The organism is Aeromonas eucrenophila, from assembly GCF_000819865.1.
Lineage (GTDB): Bacteria > Pseudomonadota > Gammaproteobacteria > Enterobacterales > Aeromonadaceae > Aeromonas > Aeromonas eucrenophila.
In genome coordinates this window covers 127432-154123 of record NZ_CDDF01000019.1, presented here as the reverse complement: position 1 = coordinate 154123, position 26692 = coordinate 127432, and the positions used below count along the sequence as shown (strand labels likewise).

General features: G+C 64.4%; 19 protein-coding genes. 8 read left to right on the top strand and 11 right to left on the bottom strand.

Annotated elements, in window-relative coordinates:
* Positions 1-59: 59 nt before the first annotated feature.
* From BN1124_RS20245 to dsrO, 3 genes are read right to left on the bottom strand one after another with little or no spacing between them, the layout of a single operon-like run.
* On the bottom strand, positions 60-3167 hold the full coding sequence (locus BN1124_RS20245; protein ID WP_042644953.1) for a tetrathionate reductase subunit A: 3108 nt from the start codon (positions 3165-3167) through the stop codon (positions 60-62).
* Positions 3168-4262: an NrfD/PsrC family molybdoenzyme membrane anchor subunit gene (nrfD, locus tag BN1124_RS20240; protein WP_042644951.1), complete on the bottom strand. Its 1095-nt coding sequence runs from the start codon at positions 4260-4262 to the stop codon at positions 3168-3170. It abuts the gene before it with no gap.
* Positions 4252-5037: a sulfate reduction electron transfer complex DsrMKJOP subunit DsrO gene (gene dsrO / locus BN1124_RS20235; protein ID WP_042644949.1), complete on the bottom strand. Its 786-nt coding sequence runs from the start codon at positions 5035-5037 to the stop codon at positions 4252-4254. The genes nrfD and dsrO overlap by 11 nt, the downstream gene beginning before the upstream one ends.
* 229 nt (positions 5038-5266) lie before the next feature.
* Here dsrO and BN1124_RS20230 point away from each other — a divergent pair, with 229 nt between their 5' ends.
* The 3 genes from BN1124_RS20230 to pepE all read left to right on the top strand — a co-directional run bounded on the left by BN1124_RS20230 (position 5267) and on the right by pepE (position 8703).
* A complete protein-coding gene (locus BN1124_RS20230) occupies positions 5267-7195 on the top strand; it encodes a sensor histidine kinase (protein WP_082041675.1) in 1929 nt (642 codons plus the stop codon).
* Position 7196: 1 nt separating this feature from the next.
* Positions 7197-7805, top strand: coding sequence for a response regulator transcription factor (locus tag BN1124_RS20225; RefSeq protein WP_042644948.1), 609 nt, complete (start codon positions 7197-7199; stop codon positions 7803-7805).
* 157 nt (positions 7806-7962) lie between these two features.
* Positions 7963-8703, top strand: coding sequence for a dipeptidase PepE (gene pepE / locus BN1124_RS20220; protein WP_042644946.1), 741 nt, complete (start codon positions 7963-7965; stop codon positions 8701-8703).
* A gap of 82 nt (positions 8704-8785) precedes the next feature.
* On the opposite strand, the gene BN1124_RS20215 is transcribed toward pepE, so the two are convergent.
* The 3 genes from BN1124_RS20215 to BN1124_RS20205 are packed head-to-tail and all read right to left on the bottom strand — an operon-like array spanning position 8786 to position 11892.
* Complete coding sequence (locus BN1124_RS20215; protein ID WP_042644944.1) at positions 8786-10327, bottom strand: DHA2 family efflux MFS transporter permease subunit; 1542 nt, start codon at positions 10325-10327, stop codon at positions 8786-8788.
* 7 nt (positions 10328-10334) lie between these two features.
* The gene (locus BN1124_RS20210; RefSeq protein WP_042644942.1) at positions 10335-11426 is read right to left on the bottom strand and encodes an HlyD family secretion protein; all 1092 of its coding nucleotides are present in this window, start codon (positions 11424-11426) and stop codon (positions 10335-10337) included.
* Between the two features lie 37 nt (positions 11427-11463).
* Complete coding sequence (locus BN1124_RS20205) at positions 11464-11892, bottom strand: MarR family winged helix-turn-helix transcriptional regulator (protein WP_197066242.1); 429 nt, start codon at positions 11890-11892, stop codon at positions 11464-11466.
* A gap of 119 nt (positions 11893-12011) precedes the next feature.
* On the opposite strand from BN1124_RS20205, the gene fumC reads away from it, so the two are divergent.
* On the top strand, positions 12012-13403 hold the full coding sequence (fumC, locus tag BN1124_RS20200) for a class II fumarate hydratase (RefSeq protein WP_042644938.1): 1392 nt from the start codon (positions 12012-12014) through the stop codon (positions 13401-13403).
* A 65-nt stretch (positions 13404-13468) separates the two neighbouring features.
* Here fumC and BN1124_RS20195 read toward each other — a convergent pair whose 3' ends face one another.
* Complete coding sequence (locus BN1124_RS20195) at positions 13469-13906, bottom strand: VOC family protein (protein ID WP_042645007.1); 438 nt, start codon at positions 13904-13906, stop codon at positions 13469-13471.
* 366 nt (positions 13907-14272) lie between these two features.
* Here BN1124_RS20195 and putA point away from each other — a divergent pair, with 366 nt between their 5' ends.
* A complete protein-coding gene (gene putA / locus BN1124_RS20190) occupies positions 14273-18214 on the top strand; it encodes a trifunctional transcriptional regulator/proline dehydrogenase/L-glutamate gamma-semialdehyde dehydrogenase (protein ID WP_042644936.1) in 3942 nt (1313 codons plus the stop codon).
* 211 nt (positions 18215-18425) lie between these two features.
* On the opposite strand, the gene alr is transcribed toward putA, so the two are convergent.
* Together alr and dnaB are read right to left on the bottom strand one after the other, a co-directional pair.
* Complete coding sequence (gene alr, locus BN1124_RS20185; protein ID WP_042644934.1) at positions 18426-19499, bottom strand: alanine racemase; 1074 nt, start codon at positions 19497-19499, stop codon at positions 18426-18428.
* Positions 19500-19649: 150 nt separating this feature from the next.
* A complete protein-coding gene (gene dnaB, locus BN1124_RS20180; protein WP_033130625.1) occupies positions 19650-21044 on the bottom strand; it encodes a replicative DNA helicase in 1395 nt (464 codons plus the stop codon).
* A 424-nt stretch (positions 21045-21468) separates the two neighbouring features.
* Here dnaB and BN1124_RS20175 point away from each other — a divergent pair, with 424 nt between their 5' ends.
* Positions 21469-22320 (top strand): Tim44 domain-containing protein, encoded by an 852-nt coding sequence (locus BN1124_RS20175; RefSeq protein WP_042644932.1) that lies wholly within the window; start codon positions 21469-21471, stop codon positions 22318-22320.
* A 179-nt stretch (positions 22321-22499) separates the two neighbouring features.
* Here the strand turns inward: BN1124_RS20175 and ushA are convergent, their stop codons facing one another.
* A complete protein-coding gene (gene ushA / locus BN1124_RS20170) occupies positions 22500-24230 on the bottom strand; it encodes a bifunctional UDP-sugar hydrolase/5'-nucleotidase UshA (protein WP_042644930.1) in 1731 nt (576 codons plus the stop codon).
* Positions 24231-24488: 258 nt separating this feature from the next.
* On the opposite strand from ushA, the gene BN1124_RS20165 reads away from it, so the two are divergent.
* Positions 24489-24827, top strand: a complete 339-nt coding sequence (locus BN1124_RS20165; RefSeq protein ID WP_042644928.1) for a DUF2956 domain-containing protein — start codon at positions 24489-24491, stop codon at positions 24825-24827.
* Between the two features lie 219 nt (positions 24828-25046).
* The gene (locus BN1124_RS20160; protein ID WP_042644926.1) at positions 25047-25382 is read left to right on the top strand and encodes a hypothetical protein; all 336 of its coding nucleotides are present in this window, start codon (positions 25047-25049) and stop codon (positions 25380-25382) included.
* Positions 25383-25539: 157 nt separating this feature from the next.
* Here BN1124_RS20160 and BN1124_RS20155 read toward each other — a convergent pair.
* On the bottom strand, positions 25540-26692 hold a 1153-nt coding region (locus BN1124_RS20155; protein WP_042644924.1), incomplete at its 5' end, for a sigma-54-dependent transcriptional regulator.

Genomic DNA, 26692 nt, shown 5'->3' with positions numbered 1-26692 from the left:
CCCAAGGATCTCTCAATGAAAAGCGGGGCCATGATGGCCCCGCTTTTTTGTCTCTGGCGCTACACCAGCTTGTCGACCCTGGCCGGCAGGCCCTGGCGCGCCGAGGAGCCGATGGCCCAGTCCACCAGGGGGTAGCGGCCATGGCGGCTCGGATCCAGCACCGCCAGATCGTTGAGGTTGACCCCGGCCCCGCGCAAGGGGCTGGCGGCTATCTCCTTGCCATCGACCCAGTGCGCCCTCGCCCCCAGCTCCTTGTGACCGAAGCCGTGCTCGATGGCGATGGCATCCGCTTGTACCCCGGCAACACATTCGGCCACCCCGATCAGGCTGCCATCCGGGGTGCTGACCCGCACCCTGTCCCCGCTCTCTATGCCTAAGCGCGCCGCCGTCTCGCTGTTGAGCCGCACACGGTTGCTGGGGTTCACCTGGCGCAGGCGATCCGAGCCGATGCTCATGGAGCTCATGGTGTGGGACTTGTAGCTGGTGAGCAGCAGGGGCCACTGGGCCGGCTTGAACGCCTCGCTGAGCGGCGTACCATCCGCCAGCTGGGGTCGGAAGAAACGCGGGGTGCCGCTCAGGAACTGGCCGCTCTGGCTGTGGCGACGGCTACCCACCTCGGGGTTCCACAACATCAGTGGCTTGGGCCAACGCTTGCTCGGCTGACCGGCTTCATCGCGCCCCTTGGCCACCGGCTCGAAGCGCCCACCCCGGGCGAAGAGGTAGGCGGCGCGGCCCGCCTCCTCCGGGCTCAGGGTGGCGTTCAGCACCGGCATGATCCGTTCCACCCCGGACCAGACGAGATCTTCTGCGCCGATGGCGGGCACCGGTTGGCCGAGGTAGGCGACGTTCGCCGCCCCATAGAGAGAGAAGTCCGCCGCCCGGTTGAGGGCGTGCAGCTTGCCATTGGCCCCCTTGACCGCTCCCTCGCCGAAGCCCGGCAGGCCGAGGCGCTTGGCCACCGCGATCAGGAAGGACTCCATGCAAACCGGATCCCCCTCGGCTGTCTTGGCGACGCGAGGCTCCACCACGGGCCAGCGCCCGGTGGAGACCTTGGTCATGACCCCGTGCCAGGCGGTGGCCCAGCCCCAGGACTCGTAGGTGAGGGTGTCCGGCACTAGGTAATCCGACAGCGCCGAGGATTCGTTGATGAAGCTGTCGATGCTGATAAACAGCGGCAACACGCTCGGGTCTTTCAACTGCTCCCCTATGGCCTTGGCGAGCCCGGCCTGACCGTAGAGGGGGTTGCCCATGTGGTTGATCCAGGCCTTGAGCCGGTAGGGATAGCCGTTCACCGCCGCGGTCAGGTGCTCGCCGAGCAAGGGGCCCGAGATGGGGAACCAGGGCTCCCGCGCCGGATAGGGATTCTGCCCCGCCTCCCGCTTGCGGCGATATTCGGAAGTTTTCTCGTAAGGGAACTTGGAGCGGGACAGAAAGACCCCGGCGGGTTTCACCATGCCCGGGAAGCTCGCCAGATCGTAGCGCGGCCCGGCGCCGAAGGGGTCGAACTTGCCGCCGCTCGCCACGGCGCCACCTCGGGCGTTGAGGTTCCCTATCATGGCGTTGAGCATCATGATGGCCCAGGCCGAGTAGAAGCCGTTGGCGCTCATGGTGCCGCCGTGGGAGACCACAGCCGCCCGGGTGCCGTGGCTGGTGAACTCCCGCGCCAGCTCAACGATCTCGTTCACCGGCACGGCGCACTCGGCGCTGTACTGCTCCAGGGTGTGCTCCCGGCACGATTCGGCCAGCAGCTGGAAGCTGCTTTTGACCGCCAGCTCGCCGCTCGGAACTGTGATGCGGCGATCCACCCAGAGGCTGGCCCGCTCGCACTGGCCCGCAGGCAACAGGGCGCCACTGCCCGCATCGGCCACCAGCATTGCGTCCCCCTCCCCATGGGCTTCCCCCTCAAAGGGCAAGCCGAGATCGCTTGAACGCAGCATCTGACCGAAGCGCGGGTGGGATTCATCGCTGATAACCAGATGGCTGGCGTTGCTGAAACCGCGATAACCGGCCCGCTCGGCGGCCTCGGCATTGGGGGCCGCCAGGAAGGGCGCGGCGTAGCGGTCGTTGTCGATGATCCAGCGCAGCATGGCCAGGGCCAGGGCGGAATCCGTGGCGGGCCTGATGGGCAGCCAACGGTTGGCGGGGGCGGAGGGCATGTTCACCGTGTTCGGCAGGCTGGGGGCCACCACCACGTAGGAGAAGGGCTTGCCCTCCCGCGCCCGGTTCGCCGCCAGCTGGCGGGACTGACGCTTGAAGGGGTTGCCGGACTGCTGGGGTGAGGTGCCCATAAACAGCAGGAAGTCGCTCTCGTCCCAGTCCGGCTTGAGGTGGGCGTTCTTCTCAAGATCGTCCAGCAAAGCGCCGGCCCCGACCCGAAACGACAGGCCGCAGTAAGCGCCGTGGTTCGCGAAGTTGCGGGTGCCAAAGCCGTTGAAGGTGAAGCGCTTGATGAAGTGATCCCGGCCCTCGTCCGAGGCGTTGCTCACCAGCAGTTGGTTGGCCCTGGGGCCGTATTCCGGGTTGGCCGGATCCAGCGGCTCCGCGAGGTTGCGGATGGCCCTGAGCCCCTCGATCTGGCCCTCGCCGAACAGATCGCCCCCCTCCACCACCTCTTCAATCAGCTGCTCGAAGGGGATGCTCTGCCAGCGGCCGCTGCCGCGCGGCCCTATCCGCTTGAGGCAGCGGGTGACTCTGTGCGGGCTGTCGAGCTGCTCGAGCATGGCGTTGCCCCGGGCGCAGGCGGTGGAGCGGCCCTCCAGCCCTCCTTCCTGATAACCGCTGGTGCCGAGCAATGCCTGCTTTATCGGGGTCTTGAAGTCGATGTGGTGGCGGGCGGAGAGCGGGTGATAGGGGTTGCCGAGGATCCGCACTATCTTGTCGCTCTCGTTGTCGATGCGGGCCCGCACTCCGCACAGGGTCCAGCAGCCGAGGCACATGGTGTTGGCGAGGCGCTGAGCCGGGTTGGGGTGCAGCTCCCCCTGCGCATCGACATGGTATTCCACCGGGAGCGAGTTGCCGTGGATGGGATCCCGGGTCGGTTTGCCGGCGCTGCCGGTGGCCACCCCGCTCACCACCTGCTTGAGGGTGTCGCTGTATCCCGCCACGAAGAGCCCTGTGCCCCCGGCGATGGCGGCGCCCTTGAGAAACTTGCGTTTGCTGTGATCCATCTAGCGTGCCTCGTCTGTGTTGGGATGGGGATAGGGGGTGAGCACCAGCTCGCTGAGCGCCACCAGCAGGGCCAGCAAGAGGCCGAAGGTGCCGAGGATACCGAGCACACCCTCTGGGCCCCAGGCTATCTGGTAGAGATAGACGCCGGCCCCGTACTTGGGGGCGAGCTGCCCCTGGATCAGCACCAGCCAGCGCAGCCCCCACACCAGGTGCAGGATGAGCAGCGCCAGCCCCCACAGCCGCCAGGACTGCACTCGGCGGGAGCCCCTTCCCACCAGCATCAGGGCGCCGAGCAGGCAGAGGGTCAGCAGCAGCCAGTGGGCCGCTAGCCGCCAGCTGGGATCGAGCCGGTAGAGCGCGCTCGCCTCAGCCGCCGAGGCCCCCCCAAACAGGGCCCAGCCCAGCAGGGAGAGGGCGAGCAAGGCGAGGGTCCAGCGGCTCTGGCGCAGCAGGGTCGCCTCCGTCTGCCCACGCCAGCCCGCCAGCACTCGGTTGAGCAGCAGCAGGGCGCCCTGGGCCCCCAGCAGGGCGCTGATGACCAGCAACCAGGGCAGCCAGGGCGTGTGCCAGAGCGGGCGCGCCGCCACCACCATGGTCTCGAGGCCGGTGTAGAGGGCGATGCTAAGGCCACTCAGGGCCGCCAGCAGGGAGAGTGGCTTGAGCCAAGACTCACTCGACCAGGTGCCCAGACAGAGCAGCCGGGCGAGACGGGCTATGGCGTCATCCCCTTGACCACGGCTCGCCAGGGCAGGCCTGAGCAGCAACCAGCCCAGCCCCATGCTGAGCAGGCTGAACAGGGGCAGCAGATAGGCGCCGTACCACATGATGGAGCTGAAGCGGGTCTGGGCGTAGAAGTGCCAGGCCCGGGCGGGCTGGTGCAGATCCGCCGTCAGTGCGATGGGGGCCACCAGCCCTGCCGCCATCATCAGCACGGCCGCCAGGGTCTGCAGCCGACTGTCCGGCGCCTTGCGCCACAGATCGGCGGCGCCGAGCCAGAGGGCCCCGTAGGCGAGGCCAATCAGGAAGAAATATTGCACCGCCCAGGGCAGCCAGGTGATGGGTTGATCCGGGGCCAGCAGTTCGTTAATGGTCATGGGCTATCTCCTTGCCATCGTCGGTCAGCAGGGTGCGCAGGGCCGGGTTGCCGTCGATCTTGCTGACGAAGGCCTCGTCCATGCCGAGATAGAAGACCCTCGGCTGGGTATGGGCCTCGGGCTTGAGCACCTTGAGGGCCGGCTCGTGTTCGCGCAGCAGTCGGCTTATCTGGCTCTCGGGATCGTTCAAGTCGCCAATGATCCGCGCCTCGCCGACGCAGCTCTCCACGCAGGCGGGCAGGAGCCCCGCCTCCAGCCGGTGGGCGCAGAAGGTGCACTTGTCGGCGGCGTGGGTCTCGTGGTTGATGAAGCGGGCGTCGTAGGGGCAGGCCTGCACGCAGTAGCCGCAGGCGACGCACCAGTCGTTGTTGACCACGACGATGCCGTCGTCCCGCTGGAAGGTGGCGCCGGTGGGGCAGACGTCGAGGCAGGCGGGCTCGGCGCAGTGGTTGCAGAGCCTCGGCAGCATGAAGAGGGACGCAGGGGCCTCCAGGGCCGCCACCTCGCTCACCTCGTACTGGCTGACGGTGGTGCGAAACTGGCCGAGGGGGGGCTGGTTCTCTATGGTGCAGGCGACTGTGCAGGCCTGACAGCCGACGCAGCGGCGCAAGTCAATCAGCATGCCGTAACGCTTGCCGGGATCGCCCCGGCCTATGGCTGGACGGGCACCCGGGGCGGCATGGCGCGGGCTCCGGGCTTGAGCGACGGGGATCAGGGCCGCCCCGGCGGTGATGGCGGCAATGCCGGATAACAATCGGCGCTTGCTGGGCTCCATGGACTCTTCCTTCTGCTGGCTCGCCCAGAGGGCAAGCGTGGGGATGAGGCCATTGTCCCCGGCAGAAAAATCCGTCTCTATTGTGGTTTTCCACATAGCGGGGGCCCCCTTGATCCAGCGCAAGAAAAGCGGCGAGCCTCTGGCCGAACTGTGACGGGCCCCCCATTGCGCGTCCGGCAGGGGGTCAAGCCGGCCCCTGATGGCCCTCCCGGTGATAGACTGGCCGCCTATGTTCACGCCCCTGTTCCTCCAACCCTCGCCATCGTTCCGGTGCCGGCGGCTGAGCTGGCTGCTGTCCGGCCTGCTGCTCTGGCTGATGGCCCTGCCCGCTTTGGCCGCGTCCGAGCCGAGCCAGTCCGTGCCTATATCTGCCCAAGCGGAGCCGGTGCAGAGCCAGCCCGTGCCTGTATCTGTCCAAGCAGAGCCGGTGCGAGTCGGCGTGTTGGCGACTCGCGGCCTCCCCCTCGCCCGGCAGCAGTGGCAACCGCTGATGGGCTGGCTGGAGCAGAGGGTGCCGGGTCAGCACTTCGCCCTGGTGCCGCTGGAGCTCGACGGGCTGGCCGAGGCCGTCGCCGATGAACGGATCGACTTCGTCATCACCAACCCAGGTCAGCTAGTCAGCCTGTCACGCCAGTATCCCCTCGCCTGGCTCGCGACCCTGAGGAGCCCGGATGGGGGTGACAACCTCGCCATCGGCGCCGCCCTGGTGGTGCGTGCCGACGCCCCCTTCCAGGGCTGGCAGGATCTCAAGGGAGAGGCGGTCGCCGCCGTGTCCCAGGAGGCCTTCGGTGGTTATCTCGCCTACCGTTTCGAGGCCTATCAGCAAGGTGTGCGGATAGATGACTTCTTTTCAGCGATAAACTTCACCGGATTCCCACTGGATAGACTGATCTCCCAGCTGCAGCATAAGGCGGTGGCCGCCGCCATAGTGCCGGTCTGCCAGCTCGAACGCATGGCGCGGGAGGGCAAGGTCGCCTATGCGGATTTTCGGGTGCTCGACAGGCAGGCCGCCACCAGCCTCGGTTGCCAGAGCTCGACCCGGCTCTACCCGAACTGGTCCCTGGCGAGCACGGAGCGGGTTCCCCCCGCACTGGCGCTGGCGGTCACCCGCGCCCTGTTCGCCCTGCCCCCGGACAGCGAGGCCGCCCGAGCCGCCGACTCGGCGGGCTGGACTGTGCCCACCAGCCCCCTCGCCATCGATCGCCTGCTCAAGGAGCTGGATCGCCACCCCCTGCAGAGCCCCTGGTGGCAGGAGGCCTGGCACTGGCTGCGCCAGCATCAAGAGTGGGGCTGGGGCGCCCTGTTGCTGTTGGCGCTGCTCGGCGGCCACCACCTGCTGCTGCAACATCTGTTCAACCGCAGCCAGCGGCGACTGCTCAAAGCCCGCCACCGGCTCGATGAGCAGGCGCGTCAGCTCGAGCAGGCCAGGCGCCTCGCGGAGCTTGGCGAACTCGGCGCCAACATGGCCCACGAGATCAACCAGCCCCTGACCGCCATCGCCGGCTACAGCCAGGGCGCCCTGCGGCGCATCGCGAAACAAACACAAGCCCCGCAGGATCCCGCCCTGACCCTGGCCCTGGAGCAGATAGGCCAGCAGGTAGAGCGCATCAGCCAGACCATAGGGCGGCTGCGATCCCGCTGGCAGAAGCGGCCTCGCAGCCCGGAGCCCACGGATCTGGTGGCGCTGATGGCGCGGCTGACGCCGCTGCTGGAGCAGATGCTGGCGCCGCTTGGCGTCGAGCTGATCCTCCGCTGGCAGGGCCAGCCACGCCAGCTCCTGCTGGATGGCACCGGAGTGGAGCAACTGCTGGTGAACCTCGTCAAGAATGGCGCCGAGAGCGCGGCGCAGGCCGGTGTTCCATCAACGGATGCCGAGCCCAGGGTCGAGCTGCGGATCGCCTTCGAGCCGGATCGGCTGCGGCTGGAGGTGCAGGACAACGGCCCCGGCCTCACGGCCTCCCAGGCCCAGTTGCGGCAGGCGTTTTACAGCAGCAAGGCCGATGGCATGGGGCTCGGTCTCGCCATCTGCCGGGACGTGGTCGAGTTTCACAGCGGCCACTTCAGCCTGAGGGACGCCCAGCCCCGGGGCTGCCTCGCCCAGGTCGAGCTCCCCGCCACGCCACCGGAGGCCGCTGCCTCCCAACCCCCGAGGAACTGACATGCCGATCACAGGCCAACTCCCGCTCTATCTGGTCGATGACGATAGGGCCGTGCTCGATTCCCTTGGCTTCATGCTGGAGAGCTGCGATCTGGCGCTCAGCTGCTTTGACGATGGGGAGCGCTTCCTCGCCGAGGTGGCGCTCCACCAGCCCGCCTGCCTGATCCTGGATTGCCGCATGCCGGGGCTGTCGGGCCCCGAGTTGCAGCAGCGGCTGAAGGAGGCCCAGAGCCCCATCGCCATCCTCTTTCTCACCGGCCACGGGGACGTCCCCTTGGCAGTGGAATCCTTGAAACAGGGGGCGGTCGACTTCCTGCAAAAACCGGTGCAGCTCGCCCCCCTGCTAAGTGCCATCGAGCGTGCCTGGCAGGCCACTCAGGCGGCGGCAACCCACCTTGAACACCAGCGTGCCTACCGTCGCCTCACCCCTCGCGAACACCAGCTGTTGCAGCTCATCGCCCTGGGCCACAAGAACCAGCAAATCGCGAGCAGGCTCTGCATCTCGGTGCGCACCGTCGAGGTGTGCCGCGCCAGCCTGATGCGGCGGCTCGAGGTCGACTCCCTGGCCGAGCTGATGCTGCTCTATGCAGACGTCCATTCGGCGCCCTGATACCAAGGAGTCATTAGGCCAAAAAATAGGCACTCCGTCGGCAGCCGGACACAAAACGCGGTGAGATCACACACTTGGCGGCGCTATGGGGGTATGGTGCCCTCCTGCCTTTCTCAGGGTCAGTTGACCCTGCGCCTTTCGATATCGAGGAGTCATAATGGAACTGCTTCTTCTGAGCAACGGTAAAGCCACCGAATACCCGGGCCTGCTGGGCTGGGCCCGTGAGCGGGTGCAGAGCCTGCTCGCCCGCAAACAGGTCAAGCGCATCCTGCTCATCCCCTATGCGGTGATCCGCAGTGACTGGGACGCCAGGGCCAATGAGCTCGGCGAGAGCCTGGGAGTGGAGGCCATCAGCATCCACCAGTTCGACGATCCGGTGGAGGCCATCAACCAGGCCGATGCCATCTTCATCAGCGGGGGCAACACCTGGCGCCTGAACCAGCTGCTGCACGAATATGGCCTGGTGGTGCCGATCCAGCGCGCGGTGCGCGAGCGCGGTGTGCCCTATGTGGGCTGGAGCGCCGGTTGCAACGTGGCAACCCCCAGCATCCGCACCACCAACGACATGCCGGTGTGCAACGCCGCCGTGTTGCCGGCCCTCGGCCTCTTCCCCCAGCAGATCAACCCTCACTATCTGGATGCCAGCATCAGCGGCCACATGGGGGAGACCCGGGACGAGCGCCTCGCCGAGTTCTGTGCCATCAACCCGAGCGAGCACGTGGTGGCCCTGCGCGAGGCCAGCCTGCTCCAAATAAGTGGCGAGAGCAGCGGCGAGACCATCGAATACTGGAGCGCCCGCAGCGAAGGCTTCAAGATCTTCAAGCACGGCGAGACGCCCCAGGAGTTTATGGACGCCGCCCCGCTGGCCGGGCTGACCCCCTTCTCGCCCAAGGTGTGACGACGTCGGCGCGATGCGCACATGAAAAGAGGGATGGCCTGAGCCATCCCTCTTTTTTATCCGCAGATTACTGGGCAACCCCCTATTCCAGGATCGCCATCTCGTCGCGCTTGCCGGTGCCCCCCTTGGGGGTCTTGAGCAGCACCACCAACGGGATGGCGCACAGGGTCACCCACATCATCAGCCGGAAATCCTGCAGATAGGCGAGCAGGCTGGCCTGACGGGTCACCTCGCCGTTGAGCATGGCGAGCCCCTTGGGGGTCATCAGCGCCGCCGCCCCCATTCCCTGCTGCAACCCCGTGTTGAAGGGAGTGATGTAGGAGGCGAACACCTCGTGGTTCATCTGGGTGCGCTGGGCCAGATAGGTGATGACCACTGAGATGCCGATACTGCTGCCGATGTTGCGCACCAGGCTGAACAGCGCCGTCCCCTCGTTGCGATAGCGCGGCGCCAGGGTCGCGAAGGTGATGGTGGAGAGCGGCACGAAGATGAAGCCTAGCCCCAGCCCCTGCACTATGCCGGTGCGCACTATGTCCCAACTGCTGATGTCGGTGTTGAACAGGGTCATCTCCCACATGGAGAAGCTGGTGAGCAGCAGCCCGGTCAGTATGAGGTAACGCACGTCCACCCGGCCCGACAGCCGGCCCACCAGCATCATGGCGAACATGGTGCCGACCCCGCGCGGGGCGAGCAGGTAGCCCACGTCGATCACCGGATAGCCCATCAACCCCTGCATGAAGGGGGGCAGCAGGGTCATGGTCGCCAGCAAGATGATGCCGATGATGAAGATGAACACCAGCCCCACGCTGAAGTTGCGATCCTTGAACAGGGCCGGCTCTATGTAGGGATGTGGGTGGGTGAAGATGTGCACCACGAACAGGTAAAACGCCATCACCATCAAGATGGTCTCGATGACGATCTCCGGGCTCGCGAACCAGTTCTGGGACTCCCCTCTGTCCAGCGCCATCTGCAGCGCCCCTATCCCCAGACTGAGCAAGGCGAAACCCAGCAGATCGAAGCGGCGGCTCGCATCGAGCTTGGTCTCCTCGATGAAGGCGGCGAGGCCGAACCAGGCCAGCAGGCCGAACGGCAGGTTGATGTAAAACACCCAGCGCCAGTTGTAATACTCGGTGAGCCAGCCACCCAGGGAGGGCCCCAGGATAGGGCCCACCATGACACCAATGCCCCAGAGCGCCATGGCGGAGCCGTGTTTCTCCGGCGGGTAAGTGTCGAGCAGCACGGCCTGGGAGAGGGGCACCAAGCTGGCGCCGAAGATCCCCTGCAACAAGCGGAACAGCACTATTTGATCCAGGCTCTGGGCCGCGCCGCACAGCATGGAGGCGACGGTGAAGCCCGCCACCGACCACATAAACAGCCTTTTACGGCCGATCCGCGCCGAGATAAAACCGGTCAGCGGCATGAAGATGGCCGCCGCCACTATGTAGGAGGTCAGCACCCAGGAGATCTGATCCTGGGTTGCCCCCATGGCCCCCTGCATGTGGGGCAGGGCGACGTTGGCGATGGTGGTGTCCAGCGCCTGCATGATGGTGGCCAACATCACCGACAGGGTGATGAAGCCACGCTGGGAGCTTTGATCGGCCCCCTGATGGCTTTGCGTTGTCATATCAACCTCAGAATGACCAGCCCAGCAGGCTGCGTTTGTGGCCGGTGTCGATCTTGGTCATGGCGCTCAGGCCCGCCCGCAACACGGGCTGATCCGTCACCTCGTCGAGCTTGATCCGCACCGCCACCCGCTGGGCGATCTTGACCCAGTTGCCGGTGGCGTTCTGGGCCGGGATCACCGAGAACTCGGAGCCGGTGGCCGGGCTCAGGCTCTGCACCACCCCGTGCCAGCGGGCATCGGGATAGGTATCCACGCTGATGTCCACCTGCTGGCCTGGCTGCACATGGGTCAGCTCAGTCTCGGTGAAGTTCGCCTCTATCCAGGGGCTGTCCGTCTCCACCAGCATCATGGCGGTCATGCCCACCAGGCTGTATTGGCCGGGCTTGGGCAACTGGCTGGCGATGCCGTTGGCGGGGGCATAAATCTTGGTGCGGGCGAGATCCAGCTTGGCCTTGGCGAGGCCGGCGGCCGCTTCCTGATAGGCGGGTTGCTGCTCGACCGGCAGGTTGACGTCGCCGTTCAGGGAGGCCTCTATCTGCTTGAGCCCCTCTTCCAGCGCCACCTGTTGCTGGGCGGTCTGGATGGTGAGCTGGCGCGCATCGTCATAGTTGGCGGTGGAGGTGAAGTGCTTGGCCACCAGATCCGCCTGACGGTGCTCCTCTTTCAGGGCATAAGCATGACGGGTGCGGGCCACGTCGATCTCCGCCTGCTGACCGCGATAGCTGGTCTGCAGCGCCACCAGATCGGTGCGCACCTTGGCCAGCTCCGCCTCGGCTTTGGTCACGGCCACCTGGAAGGATTCCGGATCCAGCTCGAACATCAGCTGGCCAGATTTGACCTGCTCGTTCTCGCCGACATAGACCTTGGCCACCCGGCCCAGCACCTCGGTACTGATGGGCACCTTGTCCGCCTTCACGTAGGCGTTGTCGGTCTCGACGTAACGGCCACCCAGCATGTAGATGGCGCCTATGCCGAGCAGGGCCAGCGCCGGTACCACCACCAGCAACAGCAGGCGGGTCCGGCGGCGGTTGGCGCCGGGGCTCGGGGCAACGGGGCTCGGTGAGACGAGGCCCTGGGAGGAGGGAGAAGTGGCATTCATAAAAACGCTCCGCTAATGGTGCTTGAAGGAGAAAGGATCAGGAGTGGGAGAGATTGGTGCGCAGGGTCTTGAGGGAGTCGCAGAGCGAGCGCGTCGCCTCCTCCCCCAGCTCGCCCATGGCGCGCTGATGCACCGCCGCCGAGGCCTGCTTGATCATCGCGAGATAGGGGGTCGCCGCCTCGGTCAGATAGAGCTGATAGGCCCGTCGATCGCTGGGATCGTTGCGTCGCTCCACCAGGCCGTTCTCGGCCAGCTGATCGAGCTGACGCGCCAGGGTGATGGGCTGGATATCCAGCCGCTCCGCCAACTCCACCTGGCGGATCCCCTCATCGCGGGCGATATGGACCAGGGCGCGCGCCTGGGCCAGGGTCAGGCAACTGCCTTCCAGCTGTTGCTGGAACTGACGGCGCATCAGGCGCTGCACGTCGCCGATCAGGAAGCCGATGGAATCGGGTTGTTTGTTCATCATAGCCAACCTATATAATAAGCTTTACTTATTATATGCAAGGCGCAGAAATAAGCAAACTGGCCTCGGCCGCGCTTTATGGTCATGCTAGGGAACACCCAATCGGCAGGAGAGCGCAGATGAACATCAGGATGGAAAGAGACAGCCTGGGGGAGATAGCCGTCCCGGCGGACAGACTGTGGGGCGCCCAGACCCAGCGCTCCCTGCATCACTTCAACATCTCGGGGGAGCGCCAGCCCAGGGAGATCATCCTGGCCCTCGCCCGCATCAAGGCGGCCTGCGCCCGGGTCAACCACGATCTCGGGCTGCTGCCGGCGCGCAAGGCCCAGGCCATCATGGCCGCCGCCGACGAGATCCTGTGCGGCCAGCACGGGGACGAGTTTCCGCTGATGGTGTGGCAGACCGGCTCCGGCACCCAGACCAACATGAACCTCAACGAGGTGCTGGCGAACCGGGCGAGCGAGCTGCTCGGCGGCGCCCGGGGCGAGGCGCGGCTGGTGCACTCCAACGACGAGGTGAACAAGAGCCAGTCCAGCAACGACGTCTTCCCGAGCGCCATGAACCTGGCCGCCGTCATCGCCATCACCGGGCAGTTGCTGCCGGCGCTGGTCGCCCTCAAGGAGACACTCGCCAGCAAGGCCGCCGCCTTCGACGACATCGTCAAGATTGGCCGCACCCACCTGCAGGATGCCACCCCCCTCACCCTGGGGCAGGAGATCTCCGGCTGGGTCGCCCAGCTCGGTCAGGGGGAGCGCCACCTGCGCGCTGCCCTGCCCCATCTCTATGAGCTGGCCCTCGGCGGCACCGCGGTCGGCACAGGCCTCAACTGCCCCCCCGGCTTCGCCGAGGCGGTGGCCAAGACCCTGGCCGAGCAGACGGGCCTGCCACTGGTCAGCGCCCCCAACAAGTTCGAGGCGCTGGCGGCGAGCGATGCCCAGGTGTTTGCCCATGGCGCCCTCAAGACGCTGGCGGCTTCCTTGATGAAGATCGCCAACGACGTGCGCTGGCTGGCGAGCGGCCCCCGCAGCGGCCTCGGCGAGTTGCTCATCCCCGAGAACGAGCCCGGCTCCTCCATTATGCCGGGCAAGGTCAACCCGACCCAGAGCGAGGCGCTCACCATGCTGTGCGCCCAGGTGATGGGCAACGACGTGGCCATCAACATCGGCGGCGCCAGCGGCAACTTCGAGCTGAACGTGTTCAGGCCCATGATCGCCCACAACTTTTTGCAGAGCGTGCGGCTGCTGGCGGACGGCATGAAGAGCTTCAACGAGCACTGCGCCCTCGGCATCAGCCCGAACCGGGCGCGCATCGACGAGCTGCTGGCCAGCTCCCTGATGCTGGTGACGGCGCTCAATCCCCACATCGGCTACGACAAGGCGGCCGAGATCGCCAAGCACGCTCACCATCAGGGCTTGAGCCTGCGGGAGGCGGCCATCGCCTCCGGCCACCTCACGGCGCAGCAGTTCGATGCCTGGGTGGTGCCCGCCGACATGGTGGGTCGCAGCAAATAAGGTTTTGGTCAGAACAAGCAGATAAAAAGGGCGCCAAGGCGCCCTTTTTCATGACAAAGCCGCTATCAGGTCTTGCTCTGGCAGTTGAACATCCAGTGGGTACCGAATTTATCCACCAGGGATCCGAAGTAGTCGCCCCAGAACATCTCCTGCAGCGCCATCTCCACCTTGCCTCCCGCCCCCAGGGCCGCAAACAGCCTGTCGGTCTCGGCGCGACTGTCCGGCTCCAGATTGAGATAGCTGTTGTTGCCCTGCACCAGGGTGAAGCCCATGCTGGCGGGAGCATCCGTCCCCATCAGCACATGGCCGCCGAGGATGGCGAGCTCCACGTGCATCACCAGCTCCCCATCCGCCTCGGACAGGGCGGGTTGGCCAGGGCAGCCGGGGGAATCCTTGAATCTGTGGATGGGACCGTTGAAGTCGCCGCCGAACACCTCCCGGTAGAACAGGAAGGCGGCCTCCGTCTCCCGGGCGAAGTTGAGATAGGTACTGACACGCGCCATGGCTTTCTCCTTGTCACTGATGGATGTGATCTGCAAACCCGCTCTCAGCATAGAATAGAGTCGGCCGCTGACGCTCCCTCCCCCGATGGCGGAGGTCAGACGAGCAAAGAGCAACCTCACATCATTCTGGGTTGCACCTTTTTCCAAGGCAGAGGGAGACAAGCCACCAAGTCCCTCATCTCCCGGCAAAAAATACCGGTGGCGACACCTCGTCCGGCACTATCCCCAGCCCAGCAGGCACGGCTTAATTCAGCAATGTAGCGCAGGCATTAAAATTTATAACTTGCGGGTTGCACCTGGTTGCACCATTATCGCCAAAATTTAACCGTCCGGTAATATTGTTACCTTCTAGACACAGGAAGTCCCATGGCCACCACCACTCTTGGCGTTAAACTCGATGATGCGACCCGCGACCGGCTCAAGCAGGCGGCGCAGACCCTGGATCGCACCCCCCACTGGTTGATCAAGCAGGCGATCTTCACCTATCTGGAGCAGCTGGATCGCGGCCTGACCCCGCCCGAGCAGTCCGGCCTGGCCGCTGCCGCTGGTGAAGAAGCCGTCGAGGCGCTGACCGAGCAGGGCATCCAGGTCTTCCTCGAGTTCGCCGAGAGCATCTTGCCGCAGTCCGTGCTACGCGCCGCCATCACCTCCGCCTATCGTCGTCCCGAGACCGAGGCCGTGCCCATGCTGCTGGAGCAAGCCCGCCTGCCCAAGGACAAGGCCGAGGCGACCCAGAAGCTCGCCATGAGCATCGCCGAGAAGCTGCGCAACCAGAAGGGTGCCAGTGGCCGTCAGGGCCTGGTGCAGGGCCTGCTGCAGGAGTTCTCTCTCTCCTCCCAGGAAGGGGTGGCCCTGATGTGTCTGGCGGAGGCGCTGCTGCGCATCCCGGACAAGGCGACCCGTGACGCCCTCATCCGCGACAAGATCAGCGGTGGCAACTGGAGCCAGCATCTGGGCAACAGCACCTCCCTGTTCGTCAACGCCGCCTCCTGGGGCCTGCTCATCATCGGCAAGCTGGTGGCCACCCATAACGAGGCGGGTCTGAATACCTCCCTCAAGGGCCTGATCGGCAAGGGCGGCGAGCCGCTGATCCGCAAGGGCGTCGACATGGCCATGCGGCTGATGGGCGAACAGTTCGTCACCGGCGAGACCATAGCCGAGGCGCTGGCCAACGCTGGCAGCACCGAGAGCAAGGGCTTCCGCTACTCCTACGACATGCTTGGCGAGGCTGCCCTGACCGAGGAGGACGCCAAGCGCTATCTGGCCTCCTACGAGCAGGCCATCCACGCCATCGGCAAGGCCTCCCACGGCCGCGGCATCTACGAGGGTCCGGGCATCTCCATCAAGCTCTCCGCCCTGCACCCGCGCTACAGCCGCGCCCAGTACGATCGGGTGATGGAGGAGCTCTACCCCACCCTGCTCTCCCTGACCCAGCTCGCCAAGCAGTACGACATCGGCATCAACATCGACGCCGAGGAAGCCGATCGACTGGAGATCTCCCTCGATCTGCTGGAGAAGCTCTGCTTCGACCCGAGCCTCGCCGACTGGAACGGTATCGGCTTCGTCATCCAGGCCTATCAGAAGCGCTGCCCCTATGCGATCGACTACGTCATCGATCTGGCCAAGCGCAGCCGTCACCGCCTGATGATCCGGCTGGTGAAGGGCGCCTACTGGGACAGCGAGATCAAGCGCGCCCAGCAGGACGGCCTGGAAGGCTATCCGGTCTATACCCGCAAGCCCTATACCGATCTCTCTTATCTGGCCTGCGCCCGCAAGCTGCTGGCGGTGCCGGAAGCCATCTACCCGCAGTTCGCCACCCACAACGCGCATTCCCTGTCGGCCATCTATCAGCTGGCCGGGCAGAACTACTATCCGGGCCAGTACGAGTTCCAGTGCCTGCACGGCATGGGTGAACCGCTGTACGAACAGGTGGTCGGCAAGGTCGCCGACGGCAAACTGGGTCGCCCCTGCCGCATCTATGCGCCGGTCGGCAGCCACGAGACCCTGCTCGCCTACCTGGTGCGCCGCCTGCTGGAGAACGGGGCCAACACCTCCTTCGTCAACCGCATCGCGGACAACAACATCTCCCTCTCGGATCTGGTGCAGGATCCGGTGCAGCAGATCGAGCAGATGGCCGCCCGCGAAGGCACCCTGGGCCTGCCGCACCCGCGCATCCCCCTGCCCCGAGATCTGTACGGCGAGGCGCGCCCGAACTCCGAAGGGTTGGATCTCGCCAACGAACACCGCCTGGGGTCGCTCTCCGCCGCCCTGCTCGGCAGCACCAATACCCGCTATCAGGCGCTGCCCATGTTGGGTTGTGAGAGCACGGCACCGACCGAGTTCCAGCCTGTGGTCAACCCGGCGGATCACCGGGATGTGGTCGGTCAGGTGAGCGAGGCCACCCCCGAGCTGGTCGACAGTGCGCTAACCTGTGCTCTGGCCAGCGGCCAGATCTGGCAATCGACCCCGCCGGCCGAGCGTGCCGCCGTGCTGGAGCGCGCCGCCAATCTGATGGAATCCGAGCTGCAACCCCTGATGGGCCTGCTGGTGCGTGAATCCGGCAAGACCTTCAGCAACGCCATCGCCGAGGTGCGCGAGGCGGTGGACTTCCTGCGCTACTACGCCACCCAGGCCCGCAATCACTTCGCCAACGACAGCCACAGGCCGCTGGGCCCCGTGGTCTGCATCAGCCCCTGGAACTTCCCGCTGGCCATCTTCAGCGGCCAGGTCTGCGCGGCCCTCGCCGCCGGCAACACTGTGCTGGCCAAACCCGCCGAACAGACCCCCCTCATCGCCGCCCAGGCGGTGCGCATCCTGCTGGAAGCCGGTGTCCCGGCCGGCGCGGTGCAACTGCTGCCGGGCCGCGGTGAAACCGTGGGCGCCGCCCTTATCGCCGACGAGCGGGTGCGCGGCGTCATGTTCACCGGCTCCACCGAAGTCGCGGGCATCATCTCCCGCAACCTGGCCGGCCGCCTCGACGCCCAGGGTCGCACCATTCCCCTCATCGCCGAGACCGGTGGCCAGAACGCCATGATCGTCGACTCCTCCGCCCTGACCGAGCAGGTGGTGATGGACGTCATCTCCTCAGCGTTCGACAGCGCCGGTCAGCGTTGCTCCGCCCTGCGGGTGCTGTGCGTGCAGGAAGACGTGGCGGATCGGGTAATCCGCATGCTCAAGGGTGCCATGGCCGAGTACAAGGTCGGCAACCCCGAGCACCTCTCCACCGACATAGGTCCGGTGATCGATGCCGAGGCCAAGGCCAACATCGAGCAGCACATCAAGGCCATGAGCGACAAGGGCCGCAAGGTGCATCAGATTGCCCGTGCCCAAGGCGCCGATTACAGCCGCGGCACCTTCGTGCTGCCGACGCTGATCGAGCTCGACAGCCTGGATGAACTCGGCCGCGAGGTGTTCGGCCCCGTGCTGCACCTGGTGCGCTACCCGCGCGCCAAGCTCGGCGAACTGCTCAGCCAGATCAACGACAGCGGCTACGGCCTGACGCTCGGGGTCCACACCCGGATCGACGAGACCATAGCCCAGGTGGTGAACACTGCCAAGGTCGGCAACCTCTACGTGAACCGCAACATCGTCGGGGCCGTGGTCGGGGTGCAGCCCTTCGGTGGCGAGGGCCTCTCCGGCACCGGTCCCAAGGCAGGCGGCCCGCTCTACATGTACCGCCTGCTGGCGACCCGCCCGCAGGATGCGGTGGCCAGCCAGCTGCGTCAGGAGTCCGGTGCCACCCAGCGCACCGAGGCGACCAAGCCGGCCCTGCAAGCGCTGCGCAACTGGGCAGCCAAGCAGGAGAAAGCGCTGGTAGCCCTGTGCGACCAGTATGGCGAGCTGGCCCAGAGCGGCCTGACCCAGGTGCTGGTCGGCCCCACCGGCGAGCGCAACACTTACAGCCTGCTGCCCAGGGAGCGGGTGCTCTGTCTGGCCGAGGATAAAGCAGATCTGCTGGCCCAGCTGGCGGCTTGTCTCGCGGTCGGGACCGAGGTGCTGTGGCAGGACAACGCCCAGAACCGCACCCTGCAGTCCGGCCTGCCGGCCGAGGTGCGCGGACGCATCCAGCTGGTGGCAGACTGGGCCAACGGCGACATCGCCTTCGATGCCCTGCTGCACCACGGTGACTCGGATCAGTTGATCGAGGTGAGCAAGCTCGCCGCCGCCCGTGCTGGCGCCATCGTCGGCGTGCACGGCCTGCACCGTGGCGAGACCGATATCCCGCTGGAGCGCCTGCTGATCGAGCACGCCCTCTCGGTCAACACCGCCGCCGCCGGTGGCAACGCCAGCCTGATGACTATCGGCTAAGCGCCCCGCTTGACGGCACAGAATCGAGCCCCGCCGATGCGGGGCTTTTTCATATCCACACAGCCATCGGCAGAGAATAAAAAAGGCCGCCCCGATAAGGGCGGCCTTTTTTATGCTTTATACCTCTCCCAGCGAAGAGAAAACGGCTGTTATCACTCTCTTGCTCCCTTCTCCCCTCTCGGGAGAAGGGCCAGGGATGAGGGGGATTCGTCTAGACGTACTCCATAAAGACTCTGGACGTCAGCTTGGTGATCAGCTCATAGGGAATGGTGCCAATCTCCTCGGCGACCCGTTCCACCGGCAGACCCTCGCCCCAGAGCACGGCCTCGTCGCCGGCCTTGTCGGTGGCGCCTGGGCCCAAGTCTACCGTGGTCATGTCCATGGAGACCCGGCCCACCAGGGGCACTATGCGGCCGTTGACCAGCACGGACGTACCGTTGGGCGCCATGCGCGGGTAACCGTCTCCGTAGCCGATGGCGATGACCCCGAGCCGGGTGTCGCGCTCCGACACCCAGTTAGCCCCATAGCCCACCGGCTCGCCCGCCTTGTGATCCCGCACCGCGATGAGCTGGGTCTTGAGGGTCATCACCGGCTTAAGGTCGTAATCCGCCGCCACCGTGTTCGGGAAGGGCGACACGCCGTACAGGATGACGCCGGGGCGCACCCAGTCGCAGTGGGAGTCCGGCCAGGCCAGGATCCCCGCGGAGTTTGCCATGGCACGCTCGCCCGCCAGAGGGGCGGTCAACTTGCTGAACAAGTCGATCTGCTCGCGGGTGGTGGCCTGTTCCAGCTCATCGGAGCGGCTGAAGTGGGTCATGATGTTGAACGGCTGCACCACGTTCTTGCACTTGGCGAGGCGCTCGATAAAGGCGGGCATCTCGTCGGCCCGCACCCCGAGCCGGTGCATGCCGGTATCGAGCTTGAGCCAGGCCACCACGGGGGCCGGCAGCTCGGCCTGCTCCAGGGCTTCGAGCTGCTCCCAGGTGTGCACGGCTGTCTGCAGGTTGTTGGCCGCCAGCACCGGCAAGTCTGCGCTCGAGAAGAAGCCTTCCAGCAGCACTATGGGTTTGACCACGGCGCAGGAGCGCAGCATCAGTGCCTCCTCGATGCGGGCCACCGCGTAGGCGTCCGCATCCACCAGGGTACGGGCGACCGGCAGCAGGCCATGACCATAGGCGTTGGCCTTGACCACGGCGATGATCTTGCAGGAAGGGGCGTGGCGTTTGACCACGGCGAGGTTGTGGCGCAGGGCCGCTGTATCGATTTGGGCAATAGCCGCTTTCATCTGTTTTCCCTTACGAGGGCATGATGGCGCTTGAATGCGCCAGGCACCGGGGGGTGTCAGCCCTTAATTGTCATCGTCTAAGGCCGGACCGGCAGAATTGTCGAACCGGGAAAACTGTGTCTTGTCATCGGGGGAGCGATTCGCTCCGGTTTAGTAATCGTCGTCAAAGGCCGGGCCGGCGTAGTTGTCGAACCGGGAGAACTGGCCCTGGAAGGTGAGACGCACTCGTCCTATGGGGCCGTTACGCTGCTTGCCGATGATGATCTCGGCGATCCCCTTGTCGGGGCTGTCGTCGTGATAGACCTCGTCGCGGTAGATGAACATGATCAAATCCGCATCCTGCTCGATGGAGCCGGATTCCCGCAGATCCGAGTTGACCGGGCGCTTGTCGGCGCGCTGTTCCAGGCTTCGGTTCAACTGGGAGAGCGCCACCACGGGGCATTGCAGCTCTTTTGCCAGCGCCTTGAGGGAGCGGGAGATTTCACCGATTTCCAGAGTTCTGTTGTCAGACAGCGCAGGCACCCGCATCAGTTGCAGGTAGTCGATCATGATCATGGAGAGGCCACCGTGCTCACGGGCGATACGGCGCGCACGGGAGCGCACGTCGGTCGGGGTCAGGCCGGAGGCGTCGTCTATGTACATCTTGCCCTTCTCGAGCAAGAGCCCCATGGTGGAGGAGAGGCGCGCCCAATCCTCATCGTCGAGCTGGCCGGTCCGCACCTTGGTCTGGTCGATGCGACCGACCGAGGCGAGCATACGCATGATGATCTGCTCGGAGGGCATCTCGAGGGAGAAGATCAGCACCGGCTTGTCGGCGGTCAGCGCCGCGTGCTCGCACAGGTTCATGGCAAAGGTGGTCTTGCCCATGGAGGGACGGGCCGCGACTATGATGAGGTCCGAGCGCTGCAGACCGGCGGTCATCTTGTCCAGATCCCCGTAACCGCTGGAGACCCCGGTCACCCCGTTGTGGGGGGTCTTGAACAGCTCTTCAATCTTGTCGACCGTCTGTTCCAGGATGAGCTTCAAGGGCTGGGGGCCCTCGTTGGCGCTGGTGCGCTGCTCGGCAATCTGGAACACCTTGCTCTCGGCCAAGTCCAGCAGATCGCCGGAAGTACGGCCCTGAGGCTCGTAACCCGCCTCGACTATCTCGTTGGCGACCGAGATCATCTCCCGCACCACGGCCCGCTCACGCACGATTTCGGCATAGGCGTTGATGTTGGCGGCGCTCGGGGTGTTCTTGGCGATCTCCACCAGGTAGGCAAAGCCACCGGACTCTTCCAACTGCTCGGAGCGTTCCAGTTCCTCCTGCAAGGTGATGAGATCGATGGGGTTGCCCGCGTTGGAGAGGCGGGTCATGGCCTGGAAGATGAGGCGGTGGGGACGGCTGTAGAAATCCTTGTCGATCACCCGCTCGGCGACCCTGTCCCAGGCCTCGTTATCCAGCATCAGGCCGCCCAGTACGGACTGCTCGGCCTCAAAGGAGTGGGGGGGAACTTTCAGCTGTTGTGTCTTGGCGTCTTTTTTCGCCGTCACTTGCTCTGCCATACACATAAAAACCGCAGCGGGAAGGGGACGGGAATTTTACAAAAGAAACCCCGCCACCGCGAGCGCTAATGCTCGCCATTCACTTCACCCTCCTCTTGGTGGTTGCTGGCGAAGCCTGCGCTCATCGTGCTTCGGGACTATGGGGCCGCCTCACAACACGAGAAAGGGCCACACCAGCACCTGATCCTGTGCCTTGGCTCTCGCCTTGTTACGTTGTCTGCGCACCGTCCGGCTCGGTCGTCTGTTTTTCATAGCGCTTCTCCTGCAAAAGCCCCTGGATGGGGCACAATCTGTTCATGAATAATTCATGCCAAACATGTTAATCATAGTCGCAAGCTGCACCACAAAAAGGGACTGGCAGCCTGCCATGCGCCTCGTACAAGCAGAGCATGCCCCCATCCACATGAGAGTGAAAAGAGTCAAAATGAAAAAGATGCTGACCCTGTTTGCCGTGATCCTGGCCATTGGCCTCGGGGCACCCATCGCCGAAGCCAAGAAATTTGGTGGCGGCAAATCCTTTGGCAAAAGCTACAAGACGGCGCCGGCCCAACCGGCTCCGGCCGCAGCACCAGTGAACGGCAAGAACCCGACCCTGGCCGCGGCGCCCAAAAAGAGCGGCATGATGGGCGGTCTGCTCGGCGGCCTGCTGGCCGGCGGCCTGTTCGCCTACCTGCTGGGTAGCGGCGCCTTCGAAGGTCTGCAGGGCATGGACATGCTGCTGATCGCCATGCTGGCCCTGGGTGCCGTCTTCCTGTTCCGCGCCATGCGCAAGAACAAGGCGGCGACGGCCCAGCCACAGGCGGCCTATGCGGGCTATCAGCCTCCCCAGGCCCCGCAGCAGTTCGAGCAGAGCCACAGCGCCCCGCAGGCCACCGGCTTTGCCGACAGCGACGTGCCCTTCCGTCTGCCCCCGGGCTTCGACATGAATGGTTTCCTGTCCGGTGCCCGCGATCACTATCGCACCCTGCAAGAGGCCTGGAACAAGAACGATCTGGAGAAGGTACGCGAGTACGTGAGCCCTGAGCTGTTCGAGCAGCTCAAGACCGAGCGCGCCGAACTGACCGGCGAGCAGCATACCGAAGTGATGTATGTGGACACCCAGCTGGTCCGTGCCGACTACGGCAGCGACTGGGCCCAGGTCAGCGTGCGCTTCAGCGGCCGCTACATGGATCGCCAGGAGCAGGTCGAGGAGGACATCAAAGAGGTGTGGCACCTCGAGCGCAACCTGGCCAAGGACAACGCTCCCTGGCACATCGCCGGTATCGAGCAGCTGTAATAGCCTCCCTCCGGTAAATCTCAAAAAGGCGACCTCAGGGTCGCCTTTTTACTACGTATCACTATGGCTTCATGTGACTCACACTGGCACCGCGCCATTGTTTGCCCACGTCGATACAAGTCAAACTATTCGCACGACCAAAACCGGGGCTATGGCCCCGGTTTTGGTCTCAGCGATGATCAGTTACCTATGATTTCCTGACCACAGTTATTGGTGTTGGCCGGGTTGATAGTGTTGTTGATGAAGGTAACTTCACCCGCAGGCTGGTAGTCAGCAGCATGGATGTTCTGTTTGGCTTCCAGATACTCTTTCAGCACACCCGCATCGACGAGGCCAGCGTTGATGGTGTTGATGACAGGATACTTGTCGCCACCCGCAGCACTGAAACTCGGAATGGCAAAGCTGTAACTTGCATTGGCATCGAATGCCTTGCCACCGATGGAGGCAATGGTGACGCTCTTGGCACCACAATTGACTTCCATGTTGATGCCGCCAAATTGGGGATATCCACCACTGGTCAAGGTAGCGACCTTGCCGAGGTAATCGACAAGCTCAGAACCCTTCATGGTTGCTTTGTTAACCGTGTTACCGAAGGGATGAACTGTGAGTACATCACGGTAGGTAATATCACCGGTCTGAATTGACGCACGCACGCCGCCCGAGTTTACGATGCCAAAATTAGCACCCAGCTTTTGAGCTGTGGCTGTAGTAATAAGCCGCCCCAAATTGGTTTGCATAAAGCGAACATTTTTACGCTCCCCTAACAGGAGATCATCGGTGGAGGCAATTTTTACGCCTAACTCAGCCTCTCCTTTCTCTTGGAATACTTGCAAGGTGGAGTAAAGATCAGGGTCCTTGATAATTTCGTCCTGAATAAACTGCACATTATTATTAGTGTCTTTAATGACAGCATTCTTGGCATCACGCTTCACCAGATTGACCGGAATAAGTTCATAGCTGGTCAGGGTCAGCTTGCCATTCTGGTAGTCAAACTGGGCACGGCCCACATACTTGCCCCACTCGTGGGCCTGCATGATCCAGGTGCCGTTCTGCTGATCCGGCAGGCAGTCGTCCCCCGGCTGGAAGTTGGCGTATTTGTCGGGGGTACCCGGCTCCATGCAGACCGGGTTCTGGGAGTGACCACCAATAATGGCGTCCAGGGTACCGGCTGGCAGTGCGCGCGCCATCTCGACATCGCCAGGGGCATTGCTGCCGTGCTGACCATCTGCGTAGTGGCCCATGTGGGTGATGGCGAAGACCAAGTTGGCTTCCTTGCCAGCGCGTATCTGCTTGCCCAGCTTGGCCGCCTCCGTGGTCGGATCGCGGAACTCCAGGGTCTTAACGTTGTTGGGATCCACCAACTGGGCGGTGTCTTCGGTGGTCAGGCCCAGCACGGCGACCTTGAGGCCGCTCTCCAGCTTGAACACCTTGTAGGGGTCGAAGTAGTGCTTGCCGCTGGCCTTGTCATAGATGTTGGCTGACAGCATGGGGAACTTGGCCCACTCACGCTGTTTTTCCAGGATAGTCAAAGGGTTGTCAAATTCATGGTTGCCCACCGCCATGGCATCGTAACGGATGCTGTTCATGCCGATAAAATCGGGTTCGGCATCCTGCAGATCCGACTCGGGCACCCCGGTGTTCACGTCACCACCGGAGAGTACCAGCACCTCGCTGCCCGCCGCCTTGGCCTCGGCGCGCAGCCGCTCGACCAGGGTCTTCTGGGCCGCCATGCCATATTCACCATCGACGTTGTGCCAGAAACGGCCATGGGTATCGTTGGTGTGCAGGACGGTCAGTTTGCAGACATTCTCGGTACAGGGGGCGACACTTTCATTCTTGGAGGAATTACAACCACTCAGAGCGGCGAGTACAGCCAGTGCGACACTTCCTTTGATAAATTTATAATTCATTTCCATATCACCTTGTTATTTTGTTATTGGACGACCCAGCCTCGGGTCGGGCGGTAATATAACAAACAACATGTGACGATTTTTCATCGACGACTCACAAATTCCGCTAAATGTGATCACCCGCGCAACCTGATTTGGCGTTCTGATATCCAGGCCCTTTTTCGGCGCGGCACCGGGTTATTTCGTCGGCCCAAATGGCAGTCTGCGGGCAGCAGTTATGGCATACTTCCCGCCAACCGACGCCAAGGAGCGCCTCGAATGGCAAAGTACGACAAGATTTCCCCCGAGACCCAGCAAGAGGCGATGAAGATCGCCCGCGCCAACCAGAAACCGGGCCAGACCAAGGAGCAGACCCAGCTGATCGCGCAAGGGATCCAGAAGGGCATAGATGAATACAAGAAGCAGATGAAGGCGCGGGCACGGGAGGCCAATCGCCAGAAGAAACTGCACGCCAAGGCGAAGTCTCTGCCGCAAGGTGAACAGGAAGAAGAGAGCGAGCTCGAGGTGATCGAGATCTCCCGCCAGCACCCGTTGCCCTGGATACTGCTGGCGCTGAGCTGGCTGGCGTTTGCCGGCGCCTGGTTCTGGCTGCGCTGATCCCGGCACAGGCAAACCTTTGCCCTGGGATCGGCTTCACAGGCCGGGGCAACCAGGCTGGTCATCCCTCGCCAGGGCTGAGTAAACTCGCTCCCCATCGTCTGGAGACCCGCCTTGGGGGATCCCCGATCAAGCGGTGACAGCCCTGATCGCCGTCACCCTCAGCAGGCCGATGAGCTCGGCCTCCTTCAACCTGCCATCATCTGGAGAACTTCCGTCATGAATCCGGCCCCACTCTATCTGTTGGCCCCCCTGGTGCTGTTCATCGTGACCCTGGTGCTCTATCGCATCTCACCGCTGCGGGCCGTCGCCTCGGGCAGCGCCCGCTGGTTTATCCTGCCCGCCTTCACCCTGTTCATCCTGCTTATCATCATCAATGGCGCCGCCGACCCCGCCCAGCGCAGTCCGGGCTTTCACTGGCTGATGCCCGGCCTTGGCTTTGCACTTAGCCTGTTCCCGGCCCTGCCCAAGGCGCTGGTGCCCCGTCTGGCTATCAAGGAGGGGGCCTTCGCCGCCCTCGGCCTGATGCTGATGAGCCTGGCCATGGTGTATTAAGCGGTAAGGGGGAGCCTTGGATCGAACCGGCTTCTTGCATGAATGGATAGGGAAAGAGGGCTGATCTCCAGCCCCCGCCTTTCAGCGCTGGCTCGCCTCTTCCCAGCCTTGTTTCTTGCGATAGATGGTGGAGGGGCTGATCTCCAGCCCCCTCCTTTTAACGCTGGCTCGCCTCTTCCCAGCCTTGTTTCTTGCGGTAAATGGTGGAGGGGCTGATCTCCAGCAGGGCCGCGGCCTTGGGGATGTTGCCATCACAGCTGGCGATGGCCTGCTCTATGGTCTCCTTCTCCACCAGCCAGAGCGGGCGGATCGGGGCGCTGGGCCGCGCCGGGGCGGTCGTGGCATCCAAGTCGGCCAACGCTGGCACCGGCAGGACACCGGCCCGGGCACCGTTGAGGGGGGGTGGCAGAATGTCCGGGCTCACCAGCTCCCTGTCGTTGAGCACGACGATATTGCGCACCACGTTCTGCAGCTCGCGCACGTTGCCTGGCCAGGGGTAATCGAGCAACACCCGCGCCGTCTCGGCATCGAAGTCCCTGAAACGTTTATTCTCTTCTTTCGCATAGCGCAGCAGCAGATCCCGCGCCAGCAACAGTATGTCTTCGCCGCGCTCCCGCAGGGGCGGCAGGCCGAGCGGGATCACGTGCAGGCGATAGTAGAGATCCTCCCGGAAACGCCCCGCCTTCACCTCCACCAGGGGATCCCGGTTGGTGGCGCAGACGAAACGCACATCCACCGTCTCCAGCTTGCCGCTACCGACCCGCTGCAGGGTGCCGGTCTGGATGAAGCGCAGCAGCTTGCTCTGCAGATCCAGGTCCATCTCGCAGATCTCGTCCAGGAACAGGGTGCCGCCGTCCGCCAGACTGGCCGCCCCCTTGCGATCCCCCTGGGCGCCGGTAAAGGATCCCTTCACGTGGCCGAAGATCTCGCTCTCCATCAGGTCGTGGGGAATGGCGGCGCAGTTCAGTGCGATGAAGGGCTGCTCCCGGCGCGGGCTGCATTGATGAATGGCCTCGGCGCACACCTCCTTGCCGGTACCGCTCTCGCCGGTGATAAACACGGTCGCCTTGCTCGGCGCCGCGCTTTCTATGATGCGGTACACCGCCTGCATCGGCATGGAGGCACCGATGAAGCCGGCGAACGAGCTGCGCTCGAAGTTTTCCCGATACTGGGCCACCAGCGAGCTCAGTTGCTGATGAGTCAGGGCATTGCGCGCGGTGGCACACAGCCGCTTGCCATCGAAGGGCTTGGTCAGGAAGTCGAAGGCGCCGTGGCGCATCGCCTCCACCGCCACGTCCACCGAGCCGTGG

Bases quoted from the DNA above. Each gene is read 5' to 3' on its own strand.
- pepE (WP_042644946.1), top strand. From the start codon at position 7,963: ATGGAACTGCTTCTTCTGAGCAACGGTAAAGCCACCGAATACCCGGGC.
- BN1124_RS20245 (WP_042644953.1), bottom strand. From the start codon at position 3,167: ATGGATCACAGCAAACGCAAGTTTCTCAAGGGCGCCGCCATCGCCGGG.
- BN1124_RS20205 (WP_197066242.1), bottom strand. From the start codon at position 11,892: ATGAACAAACAACCCGATTCCATCGGCTTCCTGATCGGCGACGTGCAG.
- BN1124_RS20195 (WP_042645007.1), bottom strand. From the start codon at position 13,906: ATGGCGCGTGTCAGTACCTATCTCAACTTCGCCCGGGAGACGGAGGCC.
- dnaB (WP_033130625.1), bottom strand. From the start codon at position 21,044: ATGGCAGAGCAAGTGACGGCGAAAAAAGACGCCAAGACACAACAGCTG.
- BN1124_RS20160 (WP_042644926.1), top strand. From the start codon at position 25,047: ATGAATCCGGCCCCACTCTATCTGTTGGCCCCCCTGGTGCTGTTCATC.
- BN1124_RS20215 (WP_042644944.1), bottom strand. From the start codon at position 10,327: ATGACAACGCAAAGCCATCAGGGGGCCGATCAAAGCTCCCAGCGTGGC.
- fumC (WP_042644938.1), top strand. From the start codon at position 12,012: ATGAACATCAGGATGGAAAGAGACAGCCTGGGGGAGATAGCCGTCCCG.
- BN1124_RS20210 (WP_042644942.1), bottom strand. From the start codon at position 11,426: ATGAATGCCACTTCTCCCTCCTCCCAGGGCCTCGTCTCACCGAGCCCC.
- nrfD (WP_042644951.1), bottom strand. From the start codon at position 4,262: ATGACCATTAACGAACTGCTGGCCCCGGATCAACCCATCACCTGGCTG.
- BN1124_RS20165 (WP_042644928.1), top strand. From the start codon at position 24,489: ATGGCAAAGTACGACAAGATTTCCCCCGAGACCCAGCAAGAGGCGATG.
- ushA (WP_042644930.1), bottom strand. From the start codon at position 24,230: ATGAATTATAAATTTATCAAAGGAAGTGTCGCACTGGCTGTACTCGCC.
- BN1124_RS20175 (WP_042644932.1), top strand. From the start codon at position 21,469: ATGAAAAAGATGCTGACCCTGTTTGCCGTGATCCTGGCCATTGGCCTC.
- dsrO (WP_042644949.1), bottom strand. From the start codon at position 5,037: ATGGAGCCCAGCAAGCGCCGATTGTTATCCGGCATTGCCGCCATCACC.
- putA (WP_042644936.1), top strand. From the start codon at position 14,273: ATGGCCACCACCACTCTTGGCGTTAAACTCGATGATGCGACCCGCGAC.
- BN1124_RS20225 (WP_042644948.1), top strand. From the start codon at position 7,197: ATGCCGATCACAGGCCAACTCCCGCTCTATCTGGTCGATGACGATAGG.
- BN1124_RS20230 (WP_082041675.1), top strand. From the start codon at position 5,267: ATGTTCACGCCCCTGTTCCTCCAACCCTCGCCATCGTTCCGGTGCCGG.
- alr (WP_042644934.1), bottom strand. From the start codon at position 19,499: ATGAAAGCGGCTATTGCCCAAATCGATACAGCGGCCCTGCGCCACAAC.